Genomic DNA, 17,304 nt, shown 5'->3' with positions numbered 1-17,304 from the left:
ACTGCACCCGACAGGGTGTGGGAGAGTAGGACACCGCCGAACACCCTTTCACCGAAGGCCCCCACCCATCAGGGTGGGGGCCTTCGGCATTTCCGCATGTCTGCACCCGAAAACCCCTCCCGCCCGGTAGACGGCGAGAGCGGGATCCGGGTGACCAGACGGATTGGAGCCCAGTTGACTTCCGATGATGCATCTATAAAAATAGATATGTTCGCGTATGGGCGGGCTGTGAGTGGAGAGGCGGACGCGAGGTGGAGCCGTTGGCGATTTTCAAGGCGCTATCCAACCCGACGCGATTGCAGATCATGCAGTGGCTGAAGGAGCCGGCGCGCTACTTCGATGAGCAGTCGTACGTTCAGCAGGATCTCGGATTCCACATCGGCGTGTGTGTCGGGGACATCCAGTCGAAGGCGGGCCTGGCGCAGTCGGTCGTCTCGAGCTATCTCCAGATCATGAAAGACGCCGGCCTGCTGGAGTCGGATCGCGTCGGTAAGTGGACGTACTACCGCAGGAACGAGGGGGTGATCGAGGAGTTCTCGGACTATGTGCGCAACTCGTTGTGAGGGCATTCGCGCGCCGCAATCTATCTAGATATCTAGATCTATCGATGTAAAAGGATTCTCGCGTGGTCTTGCACCTCGCGTGGAAGGAACCGATGAAGAAGTCGAACCACATGATTCTCGTGCTCGCCGTGGGCGTGTTCGGGATCATCACGACGGAAATGGGGATCATCGGGGTGCTGCCCCAGATCTCCGAGAAGTTTGCCATCGCGCCCGCGACGGCCGGCTGGTTGGTCGGGATATTCGCCCTTGTGGTCGCGGCATTCGGGCCGTTCGTGACGCTGCTGGCATCCGCAATCAACAGGAAGACCGTACTGCTCGCGGCGATCGCAGTCTTCGCGCTGTCGAACTTCGTGTACGCGGCGACCAGTAGCTTCGAGGTGATGTTCGCATTCCGTGTCATCCCCGCCCTGTTCCACCCGGTCTTCTTCTCGGTGGCCCTGGCGACTGCAGCCCGTCTTGTGCCCGCCGAACAGGCCACGCGCGCGGCGACGAAGGTGTTCGCCGGCGTCACAATCGGTTTCGCATTCGGCGTTCCGCTGACCGCGTACCTTTCCGAGCACATCTCCGTGGCGGCGGCGTTCTCGTTCGGCGGCGTAGTCAACCTCGTCGCCTTCGTTGGCATCCTCGCTCTGCTGCCGGCCGAGCCTGTCGGGCAGCGGATCTCCTACGGTGCGCAGGTCCGCATCATGCGCCGACCACGACTCTGGTTGACGATCGCCTCCATCGTGTTCGTCTTCGCCGCGATGTTCTCCGTCTACAGCTACTTCGCCGAATACCTGATCCAGGTCACGGATATGGACGGTGCCTGGACCGGTGTCATGCTGATGATGTTCGGCGTGGTGATGACGATCGGGAACTTCCTCTTCGGCGGTCTCCTGCAGAAGAACCTGGTCCGCACGGTCCTCGGCTTCCCGATTCTCTGTGCCGGCCTGTACCTGCTCGTCTACGCCGCAGGGCCGTACCTGGTCCCCATGGTGGCGGTGGTGATCGTCTGGGGCACAGTGCATTCCGGCGGCCTCATCGTGAGTCAGAGTTGGCTGGGCGTCGACGCATCAGCGGCGCCCGAGTTCGGCAACAGTCTCTTCATCTCGTTCTCGAACCTCGGCATCGCGGTGGGTACCGCCGTGGGTGGCTGGTTCGTGTCGCAGTTCGGGATCCACCAGGTTCCCTGGGCAGGGTTTGTGTTTGCCGTCCTCGCGCTCATCGCGATCGTCGCGCGCCTCACGGTCGGCCGGCCTTCCGTTGACAGTCTCCTCGCTCAGCCCGAGAAGACCGTGGCCGCCCGCGCGTGACGTCAGCCGATCGATTCCACTGCCGGAGCGTCGACGGGCATGGCCAAACGGGTGGGGACCACCCGGCCGCGGAGCGTCACCGCGTCGCCGAGCATCCACAACCGCGACTCCCACGGATCGGCGGTGGCGACCGCGCGGTCGGAGGCGATCAAGGCTCCCGGGATGGTCTTCGCCAGCTCCGACAGCCGCGCGGCCTCGTTCACCGGATCCCCGATCACGGTGTACTCGAACCGTTCACGGGCCCCGACGTTTCCGGCGACTGCGGTGCCGGCCGCAACGCCGATGGCGGCATGGCACTCCGGAACCTCGATCGGGAGTCGGCGTCGGATGGCTCGCGCCGCGGCCAGCGCGTGACCGGCGGCGTCCGGAAGATCGCGCGGCGCACCGAATATCGCGAGTGCAGCATCGCCCTCGAACTTGTTGACGAACCCGCCGTGGCGGTCGACCTCGTCGACCACCACCTCGAAGAACCGGTTGAGAAGGTCGACCACCTCACCGGGCGGTCGCGTGGCGGCGAGTTCCGTCGAGCCGACCAGGTCGACGAAGAAGATCGCGACGTCGCGTTCCTCACCACCGAGGCGGAGCGGCGCGACGAGTGCGGCCTCGGCGACATCCTGGCCGACATGCCGCCCGAAGAGGTCCCGGATCCGCTCGCGCTCGCGCAGGCCGTCGGCCATCCGATTGAACCCGGACTGGAGTTCGCCGAGTTCGGTGCCGTCGTACACGACGACCCGGGTATCGAGGTTGCCTTCCTCGATCCGGCTCATGCCGGATTTGACGGAGCGGATGGGTGCGACCGTCGCGCGGGCGTTGAGAAGGATCAGCAGTAGTCCGAAGAAGAGGGTGATCGCACCGAGCCCGAGAACGGCGATGACGAGTTGGGGAAGTGTGGTGTCGCGGCTGGTGAGGCTGTACGCCGCGACGATCATCAGCCCGGCGACCGGGACCCCGGTGCCGAGGATCCAGGCGAGCAGGGTGCGTCCGACGACGCCGCCGAGTCGCACATTCGGCCGTCCGCCGGTCTCGAGCGCGCGGGCCGAGGCCGGTCGCAGCGCGAACTCACTGAAGAGGTGGCTGAAGGCGCAGATGGTGATGCCGCCGAACGCGATGGTGAACGCGATCTTCGGAACGGTCTCCGGGTCGACGAGGGCATACGCGGGGGTCAGCAGGAGAAGTGCGATCGTCCACTGGCCGATCTGCATCCTGGTCAGCCGCCACGGCATCGTCAGTGCCGTCAGCCTGTCCGCTTCGGTGGGTGGCCTGTCTTGCACGATCCACTGCAGGCTGTGCAGTGCGCGCGTGGTCCCCATGATGGTTCCGACGATCAGTGCGACGGCCAGGTACACCGGGACGAAGACGAAGTTGAGGAACCGGAACTTCGGCTCGAGCAGCTCCGGTCCGGGCACGACGAAGGTCACGAGCACCGCGACGACGGTGGCGCCGACGAGGTTGGCCCCGAGCAGGGACGTGGTGAGGAGCGTCTGGACCCGGATCCGTCGGATGCGCGGTGTCTCCGAGGGCGTTCCGAGCAGACGGGAGCCTAGTGGCGTGTCGACGGGTCGGCGCGGGTCCATGGTCGTTCGAGAGTATTCGATCCACTAGGGTGGGCCGAGTGCGTCTTGTCATTGCTCGTTGCCGTGTCGATTACGTCGGTCGCCTGACGTCCCACCTGCCGATGGCCCGACGGCTGCTCCTCATCAAGGCGGACGGCTCGGTCAGCATCCACGCCGACGATCGCGCGTACAAGCCGCTGAACTGGATGAGCCCGCCGTGCTGGCTTGCCGAGACCACCGACGGCGAGACCGAAGACGGTGCCCCCAAGCAGCTGTGGGTGGTGACGAACAAGGCCGGCGAGGAACTGCAGATCACCATCGAGGAGATCGAGCACGACTCGAGTCACGAACTCGGCATCGATCCCGGACTCGTGAAGGACGGCGTCGAGGCGCATCTGCAGGAGCTCCTGGCCGAACACGTCGAAACGCTGGGGGAGGGGTTCACGCTCATCCGCCGCGAGTACATGACGGCGATCGGTCCCGTCGACCTGCTGTGCCGCAACGCCGACGGGGCCACGGTTGCCGTCGAGATCAAGCGGCGCGGCGAGATCGACGGCGTCGAACAGCTCACCCGGTACCTCGAACTGCTCAATCGGGATCCGCTGCTGGCCCCCGTGACCGGTGTCTTCGCGGCTCAGCAGATCAAGCCGCAGGCCAAGACGCTCGCGACGGACCGCGGTATTCGCTGCCTGGTCCTCGACTACGAGGCGCTGCGGGGCACCGAGAGTACCGAGTTCCGCTTGTTCTGAGCGCTCGCAGGAGCGTGACGACCGGCCCCTAGACTGGTGTGGTGCCGCGTCGCAATCAGCCCCGTAAACCCCACCGTCGCAGCGAGTCGGCCGATGCGCATGTCGGTGACGGCAGCCTGTTCGGAAACGCTGTCGCCCGCGAGGAGTCGGGTCCGTCCGGCTACGACGACGAACGTTTCATGGTCCGGCAGATTCCGGGTGCGCGGGCCACGAAGACGTACCGCTGCCCGGGCTGCGATCAGGAGGTGCGACCCGGTGTCGCGCACGTCGTGGCGTGGCCGTCCGACTCCGGTGGCGCGGACGACCGCCGGCACTGGCACACGGGGTGCTGGGCCGGCCGTCGCACACGGGGACTGACGCGTCGCTGGTCCTAGCCGAGCTACTTGGTTCGCGCGGGCAGCTGCTCGTCCGACGGCGAATCGGATTCGTCGGATCCGTCACCCGAATCGGCTGATTCACCGTCCGACGCCGCCGAGGACTCGGCGTTGTCGAGGAGTTCGGACTCGCGGTTGACCGAGGCGAGCATCGCCGGTACCGAATCGAGCTGGCCTCGAATACCGAGCAGCTGAGCGAGGATTCGACTGCGCAACACCCGCAGTTCCTCGGCGAGTTCCTTCGCGTGCGCGATCTTGCGCTCGGACTGTTCGGTGGCGACCTGCAGGCGTCGCTGCGCCTCCCGGCTGGCGTCGGTGAGACGACGGTGGGCTTCGGCCTTGCTGTTGGTCTCGAGTTCCTCGATGGCCGCGAGTGCCTTGGCGCGGCGCTCGGCCATCGTGATCTCGAAGTCCTGCTGGACCTGCGCGCGCTTCGCCTCGGCCTCGGCGGTGAGACGGTCGCGCTCGGCCACGGCCGCTTCGACGATCCGGGTGCCCTCGGCCCGGGCCGCCGTCATGGTCTGTTCGTGTTCGCGTTCGAGGGCCGCACGCCGGTCCTCGAGTTCGCTCATTTTCGTCTCGTAGAGCTGACGGAGTCGCTCGCTCTCCTGCTCGGCGACCGAAACCATCTCCGCGGCATCGGCTTCCGCCTTCGCGCGCACCTCGGAGGCCTCGTCGGAGGCCAGGCGCAGCATGCGAGAGATGCGTTCGCTCATGCCCTCCGCGGTGGTGGGCGGCACCGACAGCCGGTCGACGTCGCGGCGCAGTTCGTCGATCTCGTCCCGCGCGTCCTCGAGCTGAATGGCCAGTTCCCGAGCCTGCGCGGCGGCCGCGTCGCGGTCGGTCGCGGTGAGGCGGAGCTCGGAATCGAAACGGTCGTAGTAGCGCCGAACCTCGTCCTTGTCGTATCCCTTGCGGACGATGGTGAACGGCATGCCGCGGTCGTGATCGTAGGCCATGGCTGCCAATCTACCGGCGACGATGGCCTCGGCGCCCGCGGAGTGGGACCGGCGTCGTCACACCTTGCCCACTCCGCGGCGGCATCGGAAGACTCCGGGTCAGTGTCCGCCGTCGGCTGCCGGCTCGACGAGCTCGATGAGCACGCCGCCGCCGTCCTTCGGGTGGATGAAGTTGATGCGCGAGTCGGCGGTGCCGCGGCGCGGTGCGTCGTACAGCAGACGCACGCCGTCGGCGCGGAGCTGCGCGCTGATCGCGTCGATATCGGTGACGCGGAAGGCCAGCTGCTGCAGGCCCGGGCCACTGCGATCGATGAACTTGGCGATCGTGGAGTTCTCGTTCAGAGGAGCGAGGAGCTGGATCGCGGTGGCGCCGGCAACCTGGCCCGGGTATCCAAGCATGGCCTCGCGGACGCCCTGCTCCTCGTTGACCTCTTCGTGCAGGTTGACCATGCCGAGGTGCTTGCCGTACCACGCGATGGCGGCGTCGAGATCCGGCACTGCGATACCGACGTGGTCGATCGCGGTCACGAGCTCGGAGGTCAGTCCGCTCGCGGCGGTGCTGGGGGAGGAAGATGTCATGTATCAGACGGTAGCGCTACCGTTTGAACTGTTCGCGCCGGGTCACGGCTCAGACCGCCGCCCCGGACCAAGATCGACCGCTGGAGGAATCTTGACCACTTCTGTCATCGTTGCCGGGGCCCGGACCCCCGTCGGACGGCTGCTCGGATCCCTGAAGGACCTTTCGGGCTCCGACCTCGGCGGTGTAGCGATCAAGGGTGCGCTGGAGAAGGCCGGGGTGGCGCCCGAGCAGGTCGAGTACGTGATCATGGGTCAGGTCCTCACCGCCGGCGCGGGGCAGATGCCGGCACGTCAGGCGGCCGTGGCCGCGGGCATCCCGATGAGTGTTCCCGCTCTGACCGTCAACAAGGTGTGCCTGTCGGGTGTCGACGCGATCGCGCTGGCCGACCAGTTGATCCGTGCCGGCGAGTTCGACGTCGTCGTCGCGGGCGGCCAGGAATCGATGTCGCGCGCGCCGCACATGCTCGAGAAGAGCCGTGAGGGCTTCAAGTACGGCGATGTGACGCTGCGCGATCACATGGCGTACGACGGCCTGCACGACATCTTCACCGACCAGCCGATGGGCAACCTCACCGAGCAGCGCAACCAGGACGAGGACCAGCGCATCACCCGCGAGGCGCAGGACGCGTTCGCGGCCGCCTCGCACCAGAACGCTGCCCGTGCGTGGAAGGACGGGCTGTTCGCCGACGAGGTCGTGCCGGTGACGATCCCGCAGCGTCGCGGTGAGCCGATCGTCGTGACCGAGGACGAGGGCATCCGCGCCGACACCACCGTCGAGTCGCTGGCCAAGCTGCGTCCGGCGTTCGCCAAGGACGGTTCGATCACCGCCGGCACCGCGTCGCAGATCTCCGACGGTGCGGCTGCCGTGGTCGTGATGAGCAAGGCCAAGGCCGAGGAGCTGGGTCTCGAGTGGATCGCGGAGATCGGCGCGCACGGCGTCGTCGCGGGTCCCGATTCGACCCTGCAGTCGCAGCCGGCGCGCGCGATCGCCCGCGCGTGCGAGCGTGAGGGCATCGACCCGAAGGACCTGGACCTGGTCGAGATCAACGAGGCGTTCGCGGCCGTGGGTATCGCGTCCACCGGGGAGCTGGGGATCGACGCCGCGAAGGTGAACGTCAACGGTGGCGCGATCGCGATCGGTCACCCGCTCGGCATGTCCGGTGCCCGCATCGCGCTGCACCTGGTCCTCGAGCTGCAGCGACGCGGCGGCGGCATCGGCGCGGCGGCGCTGTGCGGCGGTGGCGGACAGGGCGACGCGCTGATCGTCCGGGTCCCGAAGAAGTAGTTCATACCCCTCGACGGCACCCCGTGGTCGAGACTGTGACGAGTCTCAACTACGGGGTGTCGTAGTTTGTCGGGCACAATGGCGGCCATGGCGAACTTCTTCGATCTCAGCTCGTGGCCCAAACGTTTCCGTTGCGTGGCCGTCCTGGAAGCGTTCAGTTGGGCCGGTCTGTTGATCGGCATGGCGTTCAAGCACATCCCGGAGATCAATGGCGGCCCGGAGATCGGCGTCAAGATCTTCGGACCGATCCACGGTGCGATCTTCGTGATCTACGTGATCGTCGCGCTGTTCACCGCGCGCGCGGTCAAGTGGGACTTCAAGACGCTTGCGCTCGCGATGGTCTCCAGCCTTCCGCCGTTCATGACCATCTGGTTCGAGATGTGGGCCGCGCGCAACGGGCGCCTCGGCGAGCTGTCGACCACGGGTTCCGCGAAGTCCGAGCCCGCTCTCGCCTGACGGACGCTCCGGTGGCGGGCCGGAATGGCTGCCCGCCCGCCACTCGTGACAAACTGAATCCGTGACTCGACCTGGTTCTCGTCCGTCCCCTCGTTCCGCTGCGGCCATGTCCGGAGCCGTCGACCTGTCCGGTCTCAGGGACCGTGCGCAGCAGCCGCCGAGCGCGCCCGCGGGCCCGCCCGCAGGCGACTCGGCCCCCGTGAGCACCACCGGTCTCGCACCGGTCATCGACGTCACCGAGGCCACCTTCCAGGCCGAGGTGCTCGAACGGTCCATGCAGGTCCTGGTGATCGTGGACCTGTGGGCCACCTGGTGCGAACCCTGCAAGCAGCTGTCCCCGGTGCTCGAGCAGCTCGCACACGAGGGCGGCGGCAACTGGGTCCTCGCGAAGATCGATGTCGATGCCAACCCCGGCATCGCGCAGGCGTTCGGTGTCCAGTCCGTCCCGACGGTGGTCGCGATCGCCGGTGGCCAGCCGCTCGCGGACTTCGCCGGTGCCCAGCCCGAACCGCAGTTGCGCCAGTGGATCGCCGCCCTGCAGGAGGCCGTCAAGGGCAAGCTGGCCGGCCCGCCGTCCGCTGACGGCGCCGAGCAGGAGCCCGAACCCGAGGATCCCCGCTTCGTGGCCGCCGAGAACGCGCTGGATGAGGGCGACTTCGCCGGTGCCGAGGCCGCCTACAACCTGATTCTCAACTCCGAGCCCGCGAACGAGCAGGCACTCGCCGCGCTGCGGCAGGTCCGGTTCCTCGGTCGGGTGCAGGAGCTGCCCGACGACGCGATCACGGCCGCGGACGCGCAGCCCGACTCGATCGATGCCCAGTTCGCCGCGGCCGACGCCGAGCTGTACTCGCAGCGGCCCGAGGCCGCATTCGACCGGCTCATCGCGCTCGTCCGTCGCACGGCCGGCGACGACCGGACGACCGTGCGGACCCGTCTGCTCGAGCTGTTCGAGTTGTTCGACCCGGCCGAGCCGGTCCTGGTCGCGGCCCGTCGGAAGCTCGCGTCAGCGCTGTACTGACCGGCGCAGGACCCGCGTCCATCGGCGTTCCTCAGCGGTAGCGGCCGTCGCAGGTCTGCTGTCCGCCGAGGACACCGGTGCGGAACGCGTCCACGCGGGAGAACCCGCTGGGCACGGTGTTGCCGTCCACGTCGCTCGCGGCCAGGCCGTCGGACAACAGGCCGGAGATGGCCTCGTCGAGATCGCCGGGCGACAGCCACACCGTGCGCGTGTCGGTGGGGGCCGCCTGATCCGGACTGAGCGCCGCGGTGACCGCGCCCGACAGGCACGCCGCGCGCAACGCTGCCTGTGGGCCCGACAGCGACAGCCCCGCAGCCTTCTGCACCGCGAGGGTGTAGCGGGAGGCGAGCAGGACGTACGCGCCGTAGTCGCCGGTGACGTCGGCGCTGAGGACGTCGTCGCCGGTCACCGTGCTCGGGCGCCCACGTTCGGCGAGGGCCGGGACGTCGACGCCGATCGTGTTGGTGGCGGGGCAGTACGAGACCGGTTCGGTGGCACTCGCGTCCCGGCAGTCGGTGTCGATCCCGGTGAGATCGAGGGTGGGCGGGTCGGCGAGGGCGAACACCCTCCCGAAGGAGTCGAAGATCGCCGTCAGCGATTCCTCCGTCACCGGCAGCTCACCGTCGTCGTTGCGTCCGTCGAACCGCTGCGGCAGGTCGGCCCGTCGCGACGTGATCTCGTCGGCGTCGATGCGGGTGCACGCGCCCGCCCCGTCGGTGAATCCGATCTGGGCCGCGGTGACGCGTTCGAATGCCGAACCGTGAATCGATTCGGGATCGCTGGGGTCGGTGTCGCGCACCGAGACGGTCGCTGCGAGCACCGAGTTGAGTCCGTCGGACGTGTTGAGGGTGAAACGCGCGGCGCGCCCCTCCGCGACGTGGCGGATGAACGCGCCCGCGAAACAGTCCGCCTGTTGTTCGAACACGATGCCCGGATCGTCCTCGCCCACCAGTCCGGCCTTCTGCTGGATCGCGTGACCGTACTCGTGCGCCAGCACCATCACCACCGACATCGGCCCGAACGTGTCGACCAGGCCCGGCAGCAGGTAGGAGCGGTCCCAGCCGATCGTGTCCTGCTTGACGCAGTACGCCGCGTTGACGAGGTCCTCGGTGGCCATCCCGCAGAATCGGTGGCCGCCGGTGTCGTCGGGGTTCCACGACAACAGATCGGTGACCGGCTGGAATCTGCCCTTGAAGATCGTCGGGTATTCCGCCGTCCAGTAGTCCTCGATGTCGGCGATCGCGTTCGCGGCGAGAGTGTCGATCGCGCCGCCGTCGCCGTCGGTCACGGTGCGGGACGTGTCCGGTGCACCCTCACGGGGTCCACTCGGACCGCCCTGCGCGGGGAGTCCGGCCACCGTGAACGGATCGTCGTAGATGGACACCGCGCGCCCGTCGATGGTCGACGAGCATCCGGCGGCCGCGCTCATCGCCACCGCCACCAGCACGAGGGATGTCGCGACGGCACCTGCCGGTCGCCGAGTGCGTGTCACCGATCCCGCCCAGTCACCGCGTGTCCCTCACCTTTCCAGCCGCATCCAGATGGCCGCACTCGCCGGTAGCGTCACCTCCGCCGACGCCGGCCGACCGTGCCACGGCCGCTCCAGGGCCGTCACCGCGCCGAAGTTACCCAAGCCCGACCCCTGGTACTGCAGCGCGTCGGTATTGAGGATCTCAGACCAATTGCCCGGTTCGGGCAAGCCCACACGATACTTCTCGTGCGCCGACCCCGAAAAGTTGTACAGGCAGGCGACGATCGAGCCGTCGCTGCCGTACCGCAGGAAGCTCAGCACGTTGTTCTCGGTGTCGTTCGCGTCGATCCACGAATATCCGCCGGGGGAGGTGTCCAGCGTCCACAACGGCGGATTGGCGCGGTAGACGGCATTGAGATCGCAGACGAGGGCGTGGACGCCGTGGTGCAGGTCGCCGGTCTCCGGGTCCTCGAGTTCGTGCCAGTCGAGCCCGTGCTCCTCGGACCACTCGGCCCGCTGCCCGAACTCCTGCCCCATGAACAGCAACTGCTTGCCGGGGTGCGCCCACATGTACGCCAGCAGCGCACGCACGCCCGCGGCCTTCGCGTAGTCGTCACCCGGCATGCGCGACCACAGCGTGCCCTTGCCGTGGACGACCTCGTCGTGGCTGATCGGCAGCAGGTAGTTCTCGCTCCACGCGTACATGAGCGAGAACGTGATCTCGTGGTGGTGGAAGGTTCGGTGGACGGGGTCGCGCTGCAGGTACCCGAGGGTGTCGTGCATCCAGCCCATGTTCCATTTCATGGTGAACCCGAGTCCGCCGACGTTGGTGCTGCGCGTGACGCCCGGCCACGACGTCGACTCCTCGGCGACGGTCACGACACCCCGGTGATGCTTGTGCACGGTCGCGTTCATCTCCTGCAGAAACGCCACCGCCTCGAGATTCTCGCGACCCCCGTGGACGTTGGGTGTCCACTGCCCGGACGGCCTGGAGTAGTCGAGGTACAGCATCGAGGCCACGGCATCGACACGCAGACCGTCGACGTGGAACTCGTCGAGCCAGAACAGGGCGTTGGCGACCAGGAAGTTCCGGACCTCGCGGCGGCCGAAGTCGAACACGTAGGTGCCCCAGTCGAGTTGCTCGCCGCGCTGCGGATCCGCGTGCTCGTACAGCGGGGAACCGTCGAACCGGGCCAGCGCCCAGTCGTCCTTGGGGAAATGCGCCGGCACCCAGTCGACGATGACGCCGATCCCGGCCCGGTGCAGCCGGTCGACGAACGCACGGAAGTCGTCGGGCGTCCCGAATCGGGCGGTCGGCGCGTAGTACGACGTCACCTGGTAGCCCCACGAGCCGCCGTAGGGGTGCTCGGCCACGGGCAGCAGTTCGACGTGCGTGAACCCGGCCTCGATGACGTACGTGCTCAGTTCGTCGGCGAGTTCGGTGTAGCTCAGTCCGGGACGCCACGATCCGAGGTGGACCTCGTACACGCTCATCGGTTCCCGGCTCGGCTCCGTGCCGGCGCGGGCCGCCATCCACTCGCCGTCGGACCATCGGTGCGTCGAGGCGGTGACGATCGACGCGGTCGCCGGCGGAACCTCCGTCGCGAACGCCATCGGGTCGGCCTTGTCGCGGACGCTGCCGTCGCGGCCGTGGATCCGGAACTTGTACATCTCACCGGGTCCGACGTCGGGGACGAACACCTCCCACACCCCGGTCGAACCGAGCACGCGCATCGGGAAGGTCCGCCCGCCCCACAGGTCGACGTCGCCGGTGACCGCGACGCCGCGGGCACCGGGCGCCCACACCGCGAACGACGTGCCGTGCACGACGCCGTCGGGGGTGTCGTACGTGCGCGGATGCGCGCCGAGGATGTCCCAGAGCCGCTCGTGCCGGCCCTCCCCGAACAGGTGCAGATCCAGTTCGCCGAGGGTCGGGAGGAACCGGTACCCGTCGGCGGTCACCACCGTGTACGCGCCCGGGTAGGTCACCACCAGGCGGTAGTCCGCCAGGTCGTCGACCGCGACCAGCGCGCTGAAGACGTCGTCGGCGACCCGCTGCAGCGGGTGATCGCGCCCGCCGATCCGCACCGAGACGGATTCGGCGCCCGGGCGTAGCGCCCGGATCACGGTGCCGTCGGGGTGCGGGTGCGCACCCAGGACCGCGTGCGGATCGTGGTGGGTGCCCTGCGTGAGCAGAGTCAGGTCACGCGGATCCGGTGGACACACCTCGACGGGCGGGGTCACGGATTGTGCTCCCGGTCGGCGAGGCGTCTGCGCGCCTCGAGGGGGATCGGCGGCAGCGCCAGGATATGCGCCGACGCCCGCCACGGTTCGAGGCGGACGAAGTTGTGCTGCCCCCACTCGTACTGTTCGCCGCTGACCTTGTCGTGCACGGACAGGTGGTCGTGCCAGTCGCGGCCGAGGGCCGGCATGTCGAGGGACACGAAACCCTGCTCGGCGCCGAACGGGTTGAGGTTCACCACGGTCAGGACGGCATCGCCGGTGACGGGATCGAACTTGGAGTACGCGACGAGCGCGTCGTTGTCGACGTGGTGGAAGTGCAGGTTCCGCAACTGCTGCAGCGCCGGGTGTGCTCGCCGGATCCGGTTCAGCGTCGTGATCCACGGCTCGAGGGATTCACCGCGGGCCCGGGCATCGGCGTAGTCGCGGGGGCGCAGCTGGTACTTCTCCGAGTCCAGGTACTCCTCGCTGCCGGGGCGGATCGCGACGTGCTCGAACAGCTCGTAGCCGGAATACACGCCCCACGTGGGCGAGAGCGTCGCCGCGAGCGCGGCCCGCAACGCGAACATGCCCGGGCCGCCGTGCTGCAGGCTCTCGTGCAGGATGTCGGGGGTATTGACGAACAGGTTCGGCCGGGCCTCGTCGGCCTTCGCGGCGATCTCGTGACCGAATTCGGTGAGCTCCCACTTGTTCACCCGCCACGTGAAGTACGTGTACGACTGCGTGAACCCACGCTTGGCGAGCCCGTACAGGCGTGCGGGCCGGGTGAACGCCTCGGACAGGAACAACACGTCCGGGTCGGTCCTCTTCACCTCGTCGATCAGCCACTCCCACAGGCTCGGCGGCTTGGTGTGCGGATTGTCGACGCGGAAGATCTTGACGCCCAGCCGGACCCAGTGCCGGACGACGCGCAGCACCTCGGCATGGATGCCGTCGGGATCGTGATCGAAGTCGATCGGGTAGATGTCCTGGTACTTCTTGGGCGGGTTCTCGGCGAACGCGATGGTGCCGTCGGGCAGCTGCGTGAACCACTCGGGATGCTGTTGCGCCCACGGATGATCGGGGGCGCACTGCAGCGCGAGATCGAGCGCCACCTCCAGCCCGAGCCGCGCGGCGTCGGCGACGAACGCCTCGAAGTCGGCCTCGGTGCCCAAGTCGGAATGGATCGCGTCGTGACCGCCGTCCGCCGACCCGATCGCCCACGGTGAGCCGACGTCGTCGGGGCCGGCGGTGAGGGAGTTGTTGGGGCCCTTGCGGTTCACCTCGCCGATCGGATGGATCGGCGGCAGGTAGACGACGTCGAAACCCATCGCGGCGATGCGGGGCAGGTCCGCCGCGGCGGTCGCGAACGTGCCGTGTCGCGGGGCGCCGTGCGCGTCCCACCCGCCGGTGGAGCGGGGAAAGAACTCGTACCAGGACCCGAACAGGGCGCGCCGGCGGTCCACCACCACGTCGTACGGGCGCGATGCGGTCACCAGTTCGCGCAGCGGCCGCGCGCGCAGTGCCTCCGCGACATCGGACGCGAACGCCGGTGCGACCCGGACCGGCAGCTGCCGGTCCGACCGCAGCGAGGCCGCCACCGCGAGCAGGCGGTCGCGGTCGAACCGGTCCGCGCCGCCGGCCGCCCGCTCGAACAGGCGCGCGCCGAGCTCGAGGTCGTTGGCCAGATCCGCGGGCCCCTGACCGACGCCGAGCTTCGCCTCCACCGCGTGCCGCCACGTGGTGATCGGGTCACCCCACGCCTCGATGCGGTAGCTCCACGTCCCGACCGCGGTCGGGGTGAACGTCGCGTGGAACGAGTCCAGCTGCGGCCCGGGGTGCATCGGAATCCGCACCGTGTCGGACGGTCCGCCGGGGCCCTCGACGACCAGCGTCGCCGCCACCGCGTCGTGTCCCTCCCGCCACACCGTGGCGGACACCGGAAACACCTCGCCGACCACGGCCTTGGCCGGGAAGCGACCGTTGTCGATCGAGGGCAGCACGTCGTCTATGGCGAGGCGACCTGGCACGCGGACTCCGTTCGGTCGGTAGGCGTTTGCCCCGTGGGGGCGATCGTGATGGGTCAACCGTAGTTCAGTGGATCGCGACGCGCGGGGATCGTGCGGACGAATCACGTGTCGTCGGCCCGCGCGCGCGTCAGGAGTGCTGGTCGAGCTTGTCGATATGAACGAGAACTCGCTCGTGCCAATCGATCTCGACCTGAACGCGCATCTGTGCGTGTTCGAGGATCAGATCGTCCGCTTTGCTCTGGTCGGGCCATCGCCGGTCGAGTTGGTGGCTCAACTGGGACTGACGTGCGCGCAGTGCGGCGACGCGGTCGCTGATGTAACCGCGCAGGATCTCTCGGTCGACGTCCGAGCTGACGGCTAGGGCGAGATCGACCGGGTCGGGCTTGAGATGTATCTCGCTGAGTGCTTCGTCCCGAAGCGCTCGTAGCTCGCGGCCGCCTTCGTCGGTGATCTCGTAGATCGTTCTCGCAGGAAGCGTCCCGTCCTGCTCGGTGCGGAGGGGGCGGATGAGTCCTTCCTCTGTGAGCCTGTGCAGTGCCCCGTAGAGAGACCCGGGTTTCACCTGCGACCACAGGTCGGCGCGGTCCACGCGGGCGTCCCGGCGCAGTTGATGCCCGTGCATCGGCCCGCGTTTGGCCAGTGCTCCCAGAACGAACAACCGCGTGGGATTCATTCGTCCTTTGTACACGAGTACTCGTATTTGAGTACTCTCGTTTGGATGACTGTGAGACCCATCGTGATCGCCGGCGATCCTCTTCTGGCAACTCCGGCGGTCCCTGTGACCCGCTTCGGCTCCGAGCTCGCGGCGTTCGTCGCCGACATGTTCGAGACCAACACAGCAGCGAACGGTGCGGGTCTCGCCGCAAACCAGATCGGTGATCCGCGCGCGGTGTTCGTGTACGACCTGATCGACAACGGTGTTCGTCATCGTGGGTGCGTGATCAATCCGACGTTGGAAACCTCGGAGCGGCCGGAGACGATGCCGGACCCAGATGAACTCGAGGGGTGCCTCTCGGTTCCCGGCGAGCGGTTCCCCACGGGTCGCGCCGACTGGGCGCGAGTCAGCGGAGTCGACACGGGAAATCGGCCCATCGTCGTCGAGGCGACCGGATACCTCGCGCGATGCTTCCAACACGAGGTCGACCATCTGGAGGGCCGTCTCTATGTGGATCGTTTGATCGGCCGTCATCGACGCGCCGCTCGCAAGATGATCAAGCTGCGGGGTTGGACCGAGCCGGGTGGCTCGTGGCTCCCCGGATCCACGGACGGCGCCCTCGGCTGAAACGTCGCCACGGAGGCCCACCGATTCTCGCGACATCGGCGGTCGACGGCGCCTATCGTGGCGCGGTGACTGTGACAGCCGAGTTCGAAACCGCGCGGTGTTCGCTCAGCGGGTGGGGGAGGCGTGCGGCATCGACCGCCGACGTGCTCTCGACGCCCGACCTCGACGTGATCGCGTCGGCAGTGCAGCGATCGGGCCCGCGGGGCGTCATCGCCCGCGGCCTGGGACGCAGCTACGGCGACCCGGCACAGAACGCGGGCGGGCTCGTCGTCGACATGACCGCCCTCGACCGCATCCACCACATCGATCCGGCTTCGGGCGTCGTCGACACGGATGCCGGCGTCAGCCTCGACGCGCTGATGCGCGCCGTTCTGCCCCACGGTCTGTGGGTGCCGGTCCTGCCGGGCACGCGGCAGGTGACCGTCGGCGGCGCGATCGGCGCCGACATCCACGGCAAGAACCACCACTCGCACGGCAGCTTCGGCAACCACGTCGAGTCGCTCGACCTCCTCGCCGCCGACGGCACGATCCGCACGCTCTCGCCGACCGGCGCCGATCGCGACCTGTTCTGGGCGACGGTCGGGGGAATGGGATTGACGGGCATCGTGGTGCGGGCGCGAGTGCGCATGAAGCACACCGAGACCGCCTATTTCATCGCCGACCACGACCGCACCGCCGACCTCGACCAGACGATGGAACTGCTGACCGGCGGTTCCGACGACGGCTACGACTACTCGATGTCGGTTCCGGACACGATCTCGACCGGTCCGAAGCTGGGTCGGGCAGGGTTCACCCGGGGATCGCTGGCGACGCTCGATCAACTGCCGCCGAAGCTGCGTCGGGATCCCCTGCGGTTCAACGCCCCGCAGCTGTTCACGGTCCCGGACGTCTTCCCGAACGGGATGGTCAACCGCTTCACCGTGCGTATCGCTGCGGAGGCCGCGTATCGCGTCTACCCGAAGCACGGTCGCGGCACCATCCAGAATCTGACGCAGTTCTACCACCCGCTCGACCTGCTCGGAGAATGGAATCGGGCCTACGGGCGCGAAGGCTTCATGCAGTACCAGTTCTCGATCCCGTTCGGTGCCGAGCAGCAGCTCGCCGACATCGTGCGCAGGATCGCCGAGTCCGGTCACCGTTCGTTCCTCAACGTGTTCAAGCGGATGGGCGACGGCAACCCGGCCCCGCTGTCGTGGCCGCACCCGGGATTCATGCTGAGCCTCGACTTCCCCATGAGGAGGGGACTCGGCCGATTCTGCGACGAGCTCGACGAGCGCGTCCTCGCCGCCGGCGGCAGGCTCTACTTCGCGAAGGACTCCCGCACCAGACCCGAACGCGTCGAGCAGATGTATCCGCGGCTCGCCGAATGGCGCGCCGTTCGGGACCGGATGGACCCGGAGAGGGTGTTCGTCTCGGACCTGGCCCGCCGACTTCAGCTGATCGGTGGTGTCGAAAGTCGGTAGTGTTCGCGGC

The 17,304-nt window shown here is 68.0% G+C and carries 16 protein-coding genes; 9 read left to right on the top strand and 7 right to left on the bottom strand.

Translation table 11 applies throughout. The annotated features are described in order from the left end of the window. Nucleotides 1-251 precede the first annotated feature (251 nt). Nucleotides 252-563 (top strand): ArsR/SmtB family transcription factor, encoded by a 312-nt coding sequence (locus tag J2X34_RS27845; protein WP_114719465.1) that lies wholly within the window; start codon nucleotides 252-254, stop codon nucleotides 561-563. Between the two features lie 62 nt (nucleotides 564-625). After that, nucleotides 626-1,855, top strand: a complete 1,230-nt coding sequence (locus J2X34_RS27840; RefSeq protein WP_429520308.1) for an MFS transporter — start codon at nucleotides 626-628, stop codon at nucleotides 1,853-1,855. A 2-nt stretch (nucleotides 1,856-1,857) separates the two neighbouring features. Here the strand turns inward: J2X34_RS27840 and J2X34_RS27835 are convergent, their stop codons facing one another. Continuing rightward, nucleotides 1,858-3,429: an adenylate/guanylate cyclase domain-containing protein gene (locus J2X34_RS27835; protein ID WP_429520307.1), complete on the bottom strand. Its 1,572-nt coding sequence runs from the start codon at nucleotides 3,427-3,429 to the stop codon at nucleotides 1,858-1,860. A 38-nt stretch (nucleotides 3,430-3,467) separates the two neighbouring features. Here J2X34_RS27835 and nucS point away from each other — a divergent pair, with 38 nt between their 5' ends. Next, nucleotides 3,468-4,157: an endonuclease NucS gene (nucS, locus tag J2X34_RS27830; RefSeq protein WP_114719469.1), complete on the top strand. Its 690-nt coding sequence runs from the start codon at nucleotides 3,468-3,470 to the stop codon at nucleotides 4,155-4,157. A 41-nt stretch (nucleotides 4,158-4,198) separates the two neighbouring features. After that, nucleotides 4,199-4,531: an ATP/GTP-binding protein gene (locus J2X34_RS27825; RefSeq protein WP_429520306.1), complete on the top strand. Its 333-nt coding sequence runs from the start codon at nucleotides 4,199-4,201 to the stop codon at nucleotides 4,529-4,531. 5 nt (nucleotides 4,532-4,536) lie between these two features. Here the strand turns inward: J2X34_RS27825 and J2X34_RS27820 are convergent, their stop codons facing one another. Both J2X34_RS27820 and mce read right to left on the bottom strand, forming a co-directional pair. Then, nucleotides 4,537-5,490: a hypothetical protein gene (locus J2X34_RS27820; protein ID WP_114719471.1), complete on the bottom strand. Its 954-nt coding sequence runs from the start codon at nucleotides 5,488-5,490 to the stop codon at nucleotides 4,537-4,539. Between the two features lie 99 nt (nucleotides 5,491-5,589). Then, nucleotides 5,590-6,069, bottom strand: a complete 480-nt coding sequence (gene mce, locus J2X34_RS27815; RefSeq protein ID WP_114719473.1) for a methylmalonyl-CoA epimerase — start codon at nucleotides 6,067-6,069, stop codon at nucleotides 5,590-5,592. A gap of 91 nt (nucleotides 6,070-6,160) precedes the next feature. On the opposite strand from mce, the gene J2X34_RS27810 reads away from it, so the two are divergent. The 3 genes from J2X34_RS27810 to J2X34_RS27800 all read left to right on the top strand — a co-directional run bounded on the left by J2X34_RS27810 (nucleotide 6,161) and on the right by J2X34_RS27800 (nucleotide 8,828). Continuing rightward, nucleotides 6,161-7,354, top strand: coding sequence for an acetyl-CoA C-acetyltransferase (locus J2X34_RS27810; RefSeq protein ID WP_114719475.1), 1,194 nt, complete (start codon nucleotides 6,161-6,163; stop codon nucleotides 7,352-7,354). Between the two features lie 78 nt (nucleotides 7,355-7,432). After that, nucleotides 7,433-7,810: a DUF3817 domain-containing protein gene (locus J2X34_RS27805; RefSeq protein ID WP_181818704.1), complete on the top strand. Its 378-nt coding sequence runs from the start codon at nucleotides 7,433-7,435 to the stop codon at nucleotides 7,808-7,810. A 106-nt stretch (nucleotides 7,811-7,916) separates the two neighbouring features. After that, nucleotides 7,917-8,828 carry a tetratricopeptide repeat protein gene (locus J2X34_RS27800; protein ID WP_429520305.1) on the top strand — a complete coding sequence of 304 codons (912 nt, stop codon included), beginning with the start codon at nucleotides 7,917-7,919 and terminating at the stop codon, nucleotides 8,826-8,828. A gap of 31 nt (nucleotides 8,829-8,859) precedes the next feature. Here the strand turns inward: J2X34_RS27800 and J2X34_RS27795 are convergent, their stop codons facing one another. From J2X34_RS27795 to J2X34_RS27780, 4 genes are all read right to left on the bottom strand, one after another. Beyond that, entirely contained in the window at nucleotides 8,860-10,320 is a 1,461-nt protein-coding gene (locus J2X34_RS27795; protein ID WP_397484393.1) for a metallopeptidase, read from the bottom strand. Between the two features lie 27 nt (nucleotides 10,321-10,347). Next, nucleotides 10,348-12,543, bottom strand: coding sequence for a 1,4-alpha-glucan branching protein GlgB (gene glgB / locus J2X34_RS27790; protein WP_429520304.1), 2,196 nt, complete (start codon nucleotides 12,541-12,543; stop codon nucleotides 10,348-10,350). Beyond that, the gene (locus J2X34_RS27785; RefSeq protein WP_114719483.1) at nucleotides 12,540-14,549 is read right to left on the bottom strand and encodes a maltotransferase domain-containing protein; all 2,010 of its coding nucleotides are present in this window, start codon (nucleotides 14,547-14,549) and stop codon (nucleotides 12,540-12,542) included. Before J2X34_RS27785 ends, glgB begins: the two co-directional genes overlap by 4 nt. Before the next feature lie 127 nt (nucleotides 14,550-14,676). After that, complete coding sequence (locus J2X34_RS27780; RefSeq protein ID WP_174909532.1) at nucleotides 14,677-15,222, bottom strand: PadR family transcriptional regulator; 546 nt, start codon at nucleotides 15,220-15,222, stop codon at nucleotides 14,677-14,679. A 45-nt stretch (nucleotides 15,223-15,267) separates the two neighbouring features. Here J2X34_RS27780 and J2X34_RS27775 point away from each other — a divergent pair, with 45 nt between their 5' ends. Both J2X34_RS27775 and J2X34_RS27770 read left to right on the top strand, forming a co-directional pair. Continuing rightward, nucleotides 15,268-15,831 carry a peptide deformylase gene (locus J2X34_RS27775; protein ID WP_114719487.1) on the top strand — a complete coding sequence of 188 codons (564 nt, stop codon included), beginning with the start codon at nucleotides 15,268-15,270 and terminating at the stop codon, nucleotides 15,829-15,831. Nucleotides 15,832-15,902: 71 nt separating this feature from the next. Next, on the top strand, nucleotides 15,903-17,294 hold the full coding sequence (locus tag J2X34_RS27770) for an FAD-binding protein (RefSeq protein ID WP_114719489.1): 1,392 nt from the start codon (nucleotides 15,903-15,905) through the stop codon (nucleotides 17,292-17,294). Nucleotides 17,295-17,304 lie beyond the last annotated feature (10 nt).

The organism is Rhodococcus sp. BE178 (genome assembly GCF_050433545.1).
GTDB lineage: Bacteria > Actinomycetota > Actinomycetes > Mycobacteriales > Mycobacteriaceae > Prescottella.
This window is presented reverse-complemented; position numbering and strand designations above follow the sequence as displayed.